We start from the raw sequence: 12,087 nt of genomic DNA, 5'->3' as shown, positions 1-12,087 counted from the left end.
TGAAGCTACTCTGAACATGTTGATTTCTATATGATATGCTCAAGACTGTTTCATATTAATAATGCTTTTTTCAAAAGGCTTACGCTATTTTTATAATAAGTGTTAAGATCGCGACTAACACTATAAAACCCAACTCATAGAGCCAAAGTTTTTTATTTTGTTTAACAATAATCCGGAAGAAAATATCCACCAATAGTAATACCACCATTAAGATCAACAGCGCGGTCATAGACAGTAATGGTTTCGTATCGGACATATCCTCTACAAAATACCAAGCTACTAAGCATGCTGATACGATATTAATTGGTGTAAGTCTCACTATTTTGTTCTATAATTTCTTTTAGTAGAAGTTTTAGGACCTTGTTTATTAGATTTGAACCCCGATGCACGCTGTGATGCTTTTGCTTCTTTCTGCTTGATTGCAAATTTCTTCTCGTGGAACGCTCCTTTAAAATCTGGATCTTCTTTTCGTTTTTGGATATCGATTTCTTTGGCAATAGCCTGGCGTTCGAAATATGGTGTTTCTTCGATAAAAACTTCACCTGGTAGTGGAGCAACATCAACAGACTGACGCATTAGCTTTTCAATTTTTCTGAAATAATATTTTTCTGCATCATTGCAAAAAGTAATAGCATCACCAGAATTAAATGCACGGCCGGTACGTCCGATACGGTGTACGTAATCTTCTGTCACTATAGGAACTTCAAAGTTAATCACATGAGAAACATTGGAAACATCAAGACCACGTGCTGCTACATCAGTCGCTACTAAAATTCGTATATTTCCTTCTTTAAAGGCATTAATAGAATTAATACGTGTATTTTGCCCTTTATTAGCATGTATAACCCGCACTTGATCTTTGCCATATTTACGTTCTAAAAAGGCAAAAACATTATCTGCAACTGTTCTTGTTTTGCAAAAAACAATTAAACGATGAAATGATTCATCATCTTTCAATAGATGTTGCAATAAATTGAGTTTTGTTTTTTGATTAGGAACGAAATAAACTCTCTGACTCACCGTCGAAGCTGGCGTTGCTTGCTCAGAAACTTCTATAACCGTTGGAAAAGCTAAGAAATCACCAGCTATTTTCCGAACCAGCTCTCCCATTGTTGCGGAGAATAATAGATTTTGTCTTTTTCTAGGCACGACTTCCAAAATACGGTGCAATTTAGAAATGAATCCCATATCCATCATTTTATCGGCCTCATCCATCACCAAAAATTTCAATGATTTCACATTGATATGACCTTCTAAATATAAATCTAAAAAGCGCCCTGGTGTCGCGACAATTATATCTACTCCTTTTTCAAGGTTTTCAATTTGGGTTTTAGGACCCAAACCACCATATAAAACGACTGTACGTAAATCAAGATATTTTGAAAATGTCTGGATATTTTCCTCGATCTGCATAGCAAGTTCGCGGGTTGGCGATAAAATTAAAGCGCGTGCATCTTGACCTTGCGCATATTTCAATTTCATTAATATAGGTAAGACAAATGCAGCCGTCTTTCCAGTGCCTGTTTGCGCTACTCCCATGATATCTTGACCAGCTAGAATCGGTGTAATAGCTTTTTGTTGTATTTCTGTTGGAACCGAATAACCTGCTTCTTCAATTGCGTTCAAAAGCTGCTTATTCAATTTAAAATTTTCAAATGTTTGCTGCATTTTACAAAGATAATGAAAAGCATCCACATGCTTATCTTATGCATTAAATGATTATCAGATTGACGTAAAACTGACATAACTGTTTCATTATTATTGTTAAAAACATGCTTCATTGGTCGCATTTTGATTTAAAGCAGAATTAAACCACCTTTGTAGTAAATAACTAAACTTTTTTATCAAGTTTGTATGAAAAAATTATGGATCTTATTGCTGCTTATCACAGCAAGTATGACCACATTCGCAGATGAAGGAATGTGGTTCTTAATGCACTTGAAGCGACTTAATGAAGCTGATATGCAAAAGAAAGGATTGAAACTGACGGCTGAAGAAATCTACAGCATCAACAATTCTAGTTTAAAAGACGCAATCGTACAATTCAATGGTGGTTGTACTGCAGAAATTGTTTCTGACCAAGGCTTAGTATTCACAAATCACCACTGTGGATATGGTGCAATTGCAGAATTATCAACTCCTGAAAATGACCACTTAACAAATGGTTTCTGGGCAAAAACAAAATCTGAAGAATTAAAGCCAAAATCTTTATTCGTTCGCTTCTTTGTTCGTATGGATGATGTTTCAAAAAGAATTTTGTCATTAGTAAATGATAAAATGTCTGAATCTGAACGTCAAAAAATCATTAATCAGGAGATCGCTAAGATCGAAAAAGAAAACAGCGAAAACGGTAAATACATCGTCAATGTGAAATCATTTTACAATGGCAATGAATATTATTATTTCGTTTATCAAGATTTTAACGATGTCCGTTTAGTAGGAACTCCTCCTAACAGCATTGGTAAATTTGGTGGTGATACGGACAACTGGGAATGGCCACGCCACACAGGAGACTTTTCTATCTTCCGTGTATATGGAGACAAGAATGGTAACCCAGCAGAATATGCTAAGGAAAATGTTCCTTTAAAACCAAAACACTTCTTACCGATCAGCTTAAAGGGTTTTAAAGAAGGTGATTTTGCTATGATATTAGGATACCCTGGTCGTACAAATCGTTGGATGCCTGCAGGGGGAATTGATCAAAATGTAAAGTTTGCTTACCCTGCTTGGGTAGAAGCATCAAAAACAGGAATGGATGCCATGAAAAAATACATGGACAAAGATCAAGCTGTTAAAATCAATTATGCTTCTAAATATTCTCAAGTAGCTAACTACTGGAAAAATCGCCAAGGAATGATCGACGCTTTAACATTGCACAAAACTGCGGTAACAAAAGCTCAAGATGAGGCTAAATTTAACAAATGGGCTAATAAAAAAGAGAATAAAGCAGAATATGGTGATGTAATTGCTACGATTAACGCATATTATGCCGCTACGAATGAAAAAGCGCGTCATGATAACTATTTAAGTGGTATGATCCGTTCAAGTACATTAGCCGCTTTACCGTTTTCAATCGGAAATGGATTGGATTTATATGTAAAGTCTAATGAGGCAAAACGTAAAGAGTTATTACCGAAGTTGCAAGGAGCAATTGCTTCAAGTTATGAGAAATTATACTTACCTCTAGAGGAAGATGTATTGATTGATGAATTGAACCTATATGCAAAAAAAGGTGGCAACATCGCTCCTTATGTTGCAGAACTAGCTGGTAAAAACAACAATGATCTAACATCATATATTCGTGAAGCTGTCAAAAATAGTATTTTTGCTTCCGAAGAAAGACTTAATAACTTTTTAGACAATCCGACAGCGTTAGCGTTGGATAACGATCCATTGTACAAATTATCGACAGCATTATTAAATAAATACCGTGAGTCTTCGCCTTCAGATAAAGAAGCAACGGATAAATTCGAGGCTGCACACCGTAAATATGTTGCTGGCGTATTAGCATCTAATCCAAAAGGAAAATTCTATCCTGATGCTAATAGCACGTTACGTTTAACATACGGTTCTATTAAATCATTGCCTGCAGATAAACGTAATGATGCTGCACAAAACTTCTATACGACTTTGAAAGGCACTATTGCTAAGTACAAAAAAGGAGACGAAGAGTTTGATTTGCCTCAGAGATTGATTGATTTGCAAAACAGTAAAGATTACGGTCGCTATGCAGATAAAGCTGGATATCTTCCAGTTAACTTCTTAAGCGACAATGATATAACTGGTGGAAATTCAGGTTCTCCTGTAATAAATGGAAATGGCGAACTAATTGGCTTGGCTTTTGATGGTAATATTGAAGCGATGGCAGGTGATGTTATTTTTGATAACAAATTGCAACGCACGATATCTGTAGATATTCGTTACGTTTTATTTGTAATTGACAAATTTGCTGGAGCTACCAATATCATTAGTGAATTAAAAATTGTAGAATAATCATATTTCACAATTTTTAACAGAAATTTTTCTGAAAAAATATTTTCTATTAAATTGGTTTTTGTATATTTATTGTGTTAATTAGAGTAATAAACAAGACCATAAAACTAAAATTATAATTATTAAAATGGAAAACTACGTAAAATTAAAAGAGTTAGTAGCATCAATCGAAGGAGATGCAGACAAATTTTTCAACAATGGTAACTCTGCTGCAGGTACTCGTGTACGCAAAGGATTACAAGACATTAAAACATTAGCACAAGAAATTCGTAATGAAGTTACTGCTAAGAAAAATGACGGTAAATAGTTTTTATTTATCTTAATCAAAATAAAAGGCGCTTTAAAAGCGCCTTTTATTTTGCTATTATTTTTTAATATTAAAAAGCCCTTAAATGTAATGTTTAAGGGCTTTTTAAATTATATACAACGTGGTTCTACAATTACAAAGTAGCTAATTGCATAATATATTTTACGGTATCTTTGTTCAACCATTGCGATATAGTGGATGTAAATTGATCAATCATTTGCTTACGGCTCATGGTTTTAGTTTTCTTATTTTCAAAAACCTTCTTATCCATCACAATAGTATTGCTCAATTCTACCTGCGTAGCAAAATAAGATACGTGTTGACTTGGTACCACGAGACCCAAAATCATACCCGGCAAACCACTTATAGACTCAGGGCCTCCACTAACTGGAATTTCATTTGCATAGAACCCTATTACATAAGTTGAATCTGAAGTAAACCCATTTGCCCGTCGACATGTGTAACCTGCAATATCGCGATACTCATCAGTAATACGCCATTGAATTTTTTTAACGGAGTCCTGAATGATAATTTTATCACCCATCATATCATTAAAACGTTTATAATCTTTCGTTGCTAAATTTGATAAAGTCTGCGCATCAAAGTCCAAAGCAAACATCATAATCAGTTGCTTTGCTTTCATATCCAATTCCTGTCCAGCGACCGGTTGAAATAGTGTTTCATTTCCATTGAATTTAAGGGTCTTCTTTAAGACAACATTCTCTGGAATATTTGGAAGCATCTGTTCAAACTGAGTTCTGGAATTACCATCAGCTTTGGCAATAAACTGTTTATTAACGATGTTCTTCATATACATCGTTTTATCAAACGAAATGGTACCGACCTTAGAAAAAAGTGTATACTGTGCTTTAGCAAGCGTACTACAACATAAGAGTATAAAAAGTATACCGTAATTTAGTATTTTCATGTGTTTCATCTTATAAAAACATTTTTGTAAAATCCCATGATAGCTTTAACATATAGTAACGTCTGATCGTATCATATCTTCTTTGCGTAAATACAGAGCTAGAGGCCGATCTGCTAAAGCCTTTATTTTGATTTAAGACATCATTAACTGTAAAATCTAAAATCAAAGATTCATTTTTCAAGAATTTCTTACTAACTCCTGGATGAAGTAAAAATTGATCAAACTTCTGGTCAAACGCTTTCGTTGCAGCCTCGTAAGTATAATCGTAGTTGGTATATACCTTAAGTGTTTTTGTAAAAAAGTATTCTACACTTCCAGAAGAACCGAATACAAAACCATTACTGTTCGTATTTTGCTGTAAGTTAGACTCCATAACACGGTATTGCGGACTTAGATTAATATTAAAGTTTAGCCCGGTTTTTGTATCACGAGTCAACGTGTAAGTAAAATTATAATTGGTTGTATTTACTTTATTCAGTTCACCATTGAAGAAATTATAATTTTCCGATGTTGACAATGATAATTGTGGCGAGTTACTCAATCCCAATTTTTTATTCAACTTAAAGTAATAACCGGACCAAAAATTGGCAGATAGATTAGTTTTTCCTATTATATTATTCCATTCGTAGGTATTTATACCATTCGCAGTAGTGATGTTCTGAGAAATAGGATCTTTTACTACATTTACATTTCCACCTACATATGCATAACTTCCGGTCAATAACTTAAATGTATTATAACCTAAATTTACATTATGACTAAAAGATGGTTTCAAATTCTCATTACCTAGATAACGATTCAATTGATCTGAGTTATCAAGTATTGGCTGGATTTGATTTAAAGCAGGTAATTGATTACGTCCATTGTAATTAAACCACAACTGCTTACTTTTAGTAAATGAATAACCACCACCTAATGAAGGATTATAAGTGAAGAAGTTTCTGGAAAACTGTTCTTTCGTATCGTTATTCCGTTGCTCTAAATCATCATTATTGAAACTATTCGTAAAATTTAATCTTAACTTTTCCGTTGTATAACCGAAAGCCAGTTTATAATTACTGCTTGTTCTATTAAAATCATAATTATTACTAAAACGTTTATCCAATTGATCGTAATTTCCTGAAGAGGATTCATTAAATGATTCCACCAAAGAAGAACTTTTATTACTTTCGATTCCTCCACCAACTGACATATTTAAAACTTTAGATAGCGGTTCTGTATAGGTTAAAGATGCTCGGTTATTTGTTACCCTCTGTTCTCTATTTTTTCGCTGATCAGTAATAGAATCTTGTCCAACATCATATTTACGAACTTTTGAATATAGAGACCCTCCACCAGTAGTTTCATCTTTCCTTGTCTCTCCACTAAATGTCAATGATCTTCCTTTTTTCTTAAATTTATGAGTAAACAACGCACTTAAATTAAATGCTTTAACCTTATTGTCCGCAACTTCTCTTGTATTTTCAGTTGTTACTGTATCCAATTTTTCAGAAAATTGGTACGCTTCGCGCTTATTATCAGACCAAAGGTTCTTTTGCGATGCTCCTCCACGAATTGTCAATGTATTTAAGGAGTCAAAGTTAAGATCGTATTTCAAATTTACACGATGTTGATCATTTTCCGTATCTACAGTTTTTACAGTACGGCTGTTGATAAGACCACTCATCAAGGTTTCATCTTGACCATCACTACTGATACGGCCATATTTATAATTGATATTTACGTTATGCTTGTTTTTATCAAATTTGTCTGAAAAGTTAATGCCTGAATTAATTGCTCTTGGGACACCAATTACACCCTGGCCAGAGAATGGATCAGTAAAACTTGACCAGGACATCGATCCATCGTCACCATAACTTACTCCGGAATCGCCCCCATATTTCTCTGCATCTTGCCAATTCATCGATGTAGTACCATTGTTACCAAATAGACCATAAGCTGATATTTTTTGCGAACCTTTAAACTTATTAACCATCAGCTGCCCCATGTAGTATTGATCTGTTCCACCACCTACTAGCGCTTTACCAAACATGCCATTTTTGGCGCCGTCTTTTAGTTTCACATTAATGGTTTGCTCTCGTTGACCATCATCCACCCCTGTACGCTCTGCTTGTTCTGATTTCTTTTCGTAGACCTGCACTTTATCAACCATATCTGAACGTATGTTACGTGTCACTAATGTCGGATCATCGCCAAAGAATTCTTCACCGTCGACTAAAACCTTTTTCACAGTTTTACCTTGTGCAGTAATCTTTCCAGATGCATCAACCGTAATACCCGGCAATACTTTCAATAAATCTTCAACTTTAGCATTTTTTTCCACTTTAAAGCTACCTGCATCATACTCCGTAGTATCTCCTTTAATAGTAATCGGAATGCGACCTGTTACGATAACTTCTTGTAAAAGTTGCGCTGTACTTGTCAAACCAACCTTTAATGCTGAATAATCTTGATTTGGTAAAATTTCGGTATAATAGTCTCCATATTTGGGATAACTTACAATAAGTACTGCTTCACTTTGTACGGGTGTACTTAACGAAAAATTACCATTTTCATCAGATCTGGTAAAGTCTAAAAGAATAGAGTCTTTGGCACTCAAAAGCATGACTGTTGCATTTGACAACTTCTGCTGATCTTTGGCATCACTAATTTTACCTTGAATTTTACTCTGAGCAAAGCAAAAGCTCACAAGCATCGGTAATAGCAACAACAAATGGAAAATCGTTTTTCTTTTCATCTAAAAACTATAATTATCACTTTGGTTAATAAAACTGCACAAATATATTGTATAGTTACCCCTATTAGATAGGCTTTCAATAGAAATGTTACAACTTTTTATAACTTTTTTTTAAATCCTTTAATTATGCCTCTAAAACCATAATTACCAAGGTGAAATTATAATGTTTTACCTATTTTTGTTTTAAATACATTCATACTATGCAAACTATACAAGAATATGTTGAGGCGAACAAACAACGATTTTTAGATGAGTTGTTTGATTTATTACGTCTTCCGTCAGTAAGTGCTGATCCAAAATTTAAAGGTGATATCGAAAAAACGGCAGAATTTGTAGCACAAAAGTTAAAGGAGGCTGGCGCAGATCATGTAGAAATCTGTCAAACAGCAGGTAATCCGATTGTATATGGAGAAAAGATTATCGATCCTGCTTTACCTACGGTATTAACCTATGGGCATTATGATGTGCAACCTGCTGATCCATATGAATTGTGGGATACGCCACCATTTGAGCCAACAGTACGTGATGGTAAAATTTACGCGCGTGGTTCTGCTGATGATAAGGGACAATTCTATATGCATGTAAAAGCATTTGAATATATGATGAAAAATAATGCACTTGCGTGCAATATTAAATTCATGATCGAGGGAGAAGAAGAAGTTGGTTCTGCTAACCTTGGAACTTTTGTAAAAGAAAATAAGGAAAAATTAAAAGCTGACGTAATTGTTATTTCTGACACATCGATGATCAGTCTGGAAACTCCATCTTTAGAAACTGGATTAAGAGGATTATCTTATGTTGAAGTTGAAGTAACTGGTCCAAATAGAGATTTACACTCTGGTGTTTACGGGGGCGCAGTTGCAAACCCAGCTACAATCTTAGCAAAATTAATCGCATCTCTACATGATGAGAACAATCATATTGCCATTCCAGGATTTTACGATGATGTCGTCGAACTATCTCAGGAAGAACGCGATGAGCTCAATAAAGCGCCATTCGAAATCGAAGCATATAAAAAAGATTTAGGTGTTCAAGAGCTATGGGGAGAAGAAGGATATTCAACAATTGAACGTACAGGTACTCGCCCGACTTTAGAAGTGAACGGTATTTGGGGAGGTTATATTGGTGAAGGTGCAAAAACTGTACTTCCTTCGAAAGCATATGCCAAGATTTCGATGCGATTAGTTCCAAATCAAAATTCACAGCGCATTACAGACTTATTTAAAAAACATTTCGAAGCAATTGCTCCCAAAAATGTACAAGTCGAAGTTAAACCGCATCATGGTGGCGAACCGGTTGTAACTCCAACTGATAGTGTCGCTTACAAAGCTGCTGAGAAAGCATTAACGGACACATTTGGGGTAAAACCGATCCCAACCCGCGGCGGAGGTTCAATTCCTATTGTAGCCTTATTTGAGGAAGTTTTAGGCTTAAAAACTGTGCTTCTTGGTTTCGGATTAAATAGTGACAACCTACATTCTCCGAACGAGAAATATGGTATTGAAAATTATCTTAAAGGTATTTCAACTATTCCTTTGTTTCATAAATATTATGCTGCATTAAGTAAATAGCTACCTGCACAAAATACAGAAAGGGGTTCGCTAATTTGAACCCCTTTTTTATTATATTGCTCTCCTTACGTAAAGCTATCTTGTATAAAAATATTATTGAATGATTAAAATTCTGAAGAAACTGCATCGCTATTTTTATTTTGCCAGTGTTTTTATTGTATTCTGTTGTCTTTTTCCCATCATATGGCTATATGCAAGAAATGCATCCAAAAACTATAATCAAATCGCTTACCTCAGGAGATGGATGAGTCTCATTGGTTCATATGGTGCCGGTATTTTTTACCGCGTAAAGTTTGAAGAAAAAATTGACTGGTCCAAACCTTATATCCTATGTGCCAACCATACTTCCGTTTTAGACATCACGGCGATGACTTTTATATCCCAGAAAGCTATTAGTTTTATTGGAAAAGCAGAGTTATTGAAAAACCCCGTAACACGCATATTTTTTAAAACAATTGATATCCCGGTCGATCGTAAGAGCAGAATGGCTTCTTTCAGATCTTTTAAAAAGGCTAATGAAATGCTTAAGGAGGGAAAATCTCTTGCCATTTTTCCGGAAGGAAAAATTGATGAGCAGTATCCACCTACTATACATCCTTTTAAATCTGGTGCATTTCGTTTGGCAATTGAGAATAATATTCCAATAATCCCGATTGTCATTGAAAATGCCTGGGAAATTTTATGGGATGACGGTCATAAATTAGGATCGCATCCAGGCATCGTAAAAGTGCAAGTATTTGCTCCGATTAATACAGACAATTATGATGAACAAAATGCTTCTGAATTAGAAAATTACGTTTACAATAAAATGCTTTCACATTGGAAATTGCAGAATAAATTGTAATTTGAACACCAAATTTAAACAAGTTTGCTATGGCTTCCGCAACATTAATTGAAATTCAAGAAATCGCTCGACAATATACAATAGGAACAGAGACTATTCATGCGTTAAAATCTGTTTCTTTAAATATAAAGAAAGGTGAATTTGTAGCTTTAATGGGTCCATCTGGATCTGGAAAGTCAACATTAATGAATATTTTAGGTTGCTTAGACACTCCTAATTATGGTGATTATATATTAAATGGCATCAATGTCAGTGATATGACAGATGATGAACTGGCTGAAGTTCGGAATAAGGAGATTGGATTTGTTTTTCAAACATTCAATCTTTTACCCAAAAGCACAGCATTGGAAAATGTTGCACTTCCACTAATTTATGCAGGGATTAAACAAAGTGTACGGGAGGAAAAAGCAACACAGGCTTTAAATAGTGTCGGATTAGGAAATCGTGTTGATCATCGTCCGAATGAGTTATCAGGTGGTCAACGCCAGCGTGTAGCAGTTGCCCGTGCATTAATAAACAACCCATCCATTATTCTTGCGGATGAACCTACAGGAAATCTTGACACAAAGACTTCTATCGAAATCATGGGGCTTTTAGAAGAAATCCATTCTAAGGGAAATACCATCATATTGGTCACTCACGAAGAAGATATTGCACAGCATGCACATCGAATCGTCCGCATGAGAGATGGACTTATAGAAGCCGATTATCCAAATACAGATATCAAATCCGTTTCTCCAAGACTATCAGCATTAGAAGAAAAAGGTGATGATTTTGAAAATATTTAGAAAGATGAGTACAACGTTAGTGTATTTTTTCAAACTGAATATCAATAAGTTAAATTGTTAATAAAAAAATAAATGTCAAATAACTTGCTAAAGACAAATTAAATTATATTTTTGCGAAAATTGAAAACTTAATCTGTTTTTATTATGTATTGGACATTAGAGTTAGCTTCACATTTAGAAGATGCCCCTTGGCCGGCAACAAAAGATGAATTAATCGACTATGGTATTCGTTCTGGTGCTCCTGTTGAAGTAATCGAAAATTTACAAGATTTAGAAGACGACGGTGAGCCTTACGAGAATATAGAAGAAATTTGGCCAGATTATCCTACAAAGGATGATTTCTTCTTTAACGAAGACGAGTATTAATAAAAAATGCCTTACATTGAATTGTAAGGCATTTTTTATACGGTTTAATCCTTTTCACTAAATAGCAGTCTTATCATTATATGATAACATATCTTAAAAGTGCATGTATACTTTTGGCATTTCTGATTCCCAATATCAATTTTGCACAGGAAAACAGGGTCCCTGATTCCAATTTGGCTATTGTCAAGAAATTTGTCACTGCTCTTAATGACCCCAATATTGCTACCGATGTGATCTTAAGTCAGCACATCATCATCAACAAAAAGCTTACGGATGAATATTTTGAATATCTCGAAGCAAGTCTAAACGAAGTCCGTCTCAATATACAGATGAAAGATATTAGTCAAATTCAGTATCTCAACTATCATCAGCTTCCTAAAAAGGAAACTAGGGATATCGACTTAGAAGGAAAAAATGCGTCGAACATTTACTTTCTTAAAATAAAAGACAGGCTCATTGTATCCCTTTATCTTGAAGCAGACAAAATTGCATCCTTTACTTTAGTCTCAAAAGGAAATAATTTAGCACATTTTGTCACATATTAAAATTATTC

At 34.6% G+C, this 12,087-nt stretch carries 11 protein-coding genes; 7 read left to right on the top strand and 4 right to left on the bottom strand.

Annotated features, from left to right (window positions below):
- Window positions 1–79: 79 nt before the first annotated feature.
- Both ACFS6I_RS05230 and ACFS6I_RS05225 read right to left on the bottom strand, forming a co-directional pair.
- A complete protein-coding gene (locus tag ACFS6I_RS05230; RefSeq protein WP_380918632.1) occupies window positions 80–319 on the bottom strand; it encodes a hypothetical protein in 240 nt (79 codons plus the stop codon).
- Entirely contained in the window at window positions 319–1,668 is a 1,350-nt protein-coding gene (locus ACFS6I_RS05225; RefSeq protein WP_132773404.1) for a DEAD/DEAH box helicase, read from the bottom strand. Before ACFS6I_RS05225 ends, ACFS6I_RS05230 begins: the two co-directional genes overlap by 1 nt.
- A gap of 186 nt (window positions 1,669–1,854) precedes the next feature.
- On the opposite strand from ACFS6I_RS05225, the gene ACFS6I_RS05220 reads away from it, so the two are divergent.
- On the top strand, window positions 1,855–3,993 hold the full coding sequence (locus ACFS6I_RS05220) for a S46 family peptidase (RefSeq protein ID WP_380918629.1): 2,139 nt from the start codon (window positions 1,855–1,857) through the stop codon (window positions 3,991–3,993).
- A 127-nt stretch (window positions 3,994–4,120) separates the two neighbouring features.
- The gene (locus ACFS6I_RS05215) at window positions 4,121–4,300 is read left to right on the top strand and encodes a hypothetical protein (protein ID WP_021188827.1); all 180 of its coding nucleotides are present in this window, start codon (window positions 4,121–4,123) and stop codon (window positions 4,298–4,300) included.
- Between the two features lie 133 nt (window positions 4,301–4,433).
- Here the strand turns inward: ACFS6I_RS05215 and ACFS6I_RS05210 are convergent, their stop codons facing one another.
- Both ACFS6I_RS05210 and ACFS6I_RS05205 read right to left on the bottom strand, forming a co-directional pair.
- Complete coding sequence (locus ACFS6I_RS05210; protein ID WP_132773400.1) at window positions 4,434–5,228, bottom strand: GLPGLI family protein; 795 nt, start codon at window positions 5,226–5,228, stop codon at window positions 4,434–4,436.
- A gap of 10 nt (window positions 5,229–5,238) precedes the next feature.
- Window positions 5,239–7,965, bottom strand: coding sequence for an outer membrane beta-barrel protein (locus tag ACFS6I_RS05205; RefSeq protein WP_380918627.1), 2,727 nt, complete (start codon window positions 7,963–7,965; stop codon window positions 5,239–5,241).
- Window positions 7,966–8,165: 200 nt separating this feature from the next.
- On the opposite strand from ACFS6I_RS05205, the gene ACFS6I_RS05200 reads away from it, so the two are divergent.
- The 5 genes from ACFS6I_RS05200 to ACFS6I_RS05180 all read left to right on the top strand — a co-directional run bounded on the left by ACFS6I_RS05200 (window position 8,166) and on the right by ACFS6I_RS05180 (window position 12,079).
- Window positions 8,166–9,536, top strand: a complete 1,371-nt coding sequence (locus ACFS6I_RS05200) for a dipeptidase (RefSeq protein ID WP_021188825.1) — start codon at window positions 8,166–8,168, stop codon at window positions 9,534–9,536.
- 100 nt (window positions 9,537–9,636) lie between these two features.
- Window positions 9,637–10,380, top strand: coding sequence for a lysophospholipid acyltransferase family protein (locus ACFS6I_RS05195; protein ID WP_380918625.1), 744 nt, complete (start codon window positions 9,637–9,639; stop codon window positions 10,378–10,380).
- Window positions 10,381–10,409: 29 nt separating this feature from the next.
- The gene (locus tag ACFS6I_RS05190) at window positions 10,410–11,168 is read left to right on the top strand and encodes an ABC transporter ATP-binding protein (RefSeq protein ID WP_021188823.1); all 759 of its coding nucleotides are present in this window, start codon (window positions 10,410–10,412) and stop codon (window positions 11,166–11,168) included.
- A 144-nt stretch (window positions 11,169–11,312) separates the two neighbouring features.
- Complete coding sequence (locus tag ACFS6I_RS05185) at window positions 11,313–11,534, top strand: DUF2795 domain-containing protein (protein WP_021188822.1); 222 nt, start codon at window positions 11,313–11,315, stop codon at window positions 11,532–11,534.
- Between the two features lie 80 nt (window positions 11,535–11,614).
- Window positions 11,615–12,079, top strand: a complete 465-nt coding sequence (locus ACFS6I_RS05180; protein ID WP_380918622.1) for a hypothetical protein — start codon at window positions 11,615–11,617, stop codon at window positions 12,077–12,079.
- The last annotated feature ends 8 nt before the right edge of the window (window positions 12,080–12,087 follow it).

Source organism: Sphingobacterium anhuiense (genome assembly GCF_042686355.1).
GTDB lineage: Bacteria > Bacteroidota > Bacteroidia > Sphingobacteriales > Sphingobacteriaceae > Sphingobacterium > Sphingobacterium anhuiense.
This window is presented reverse-complemented; position numbering and strand designations above follow the sequence as displayed.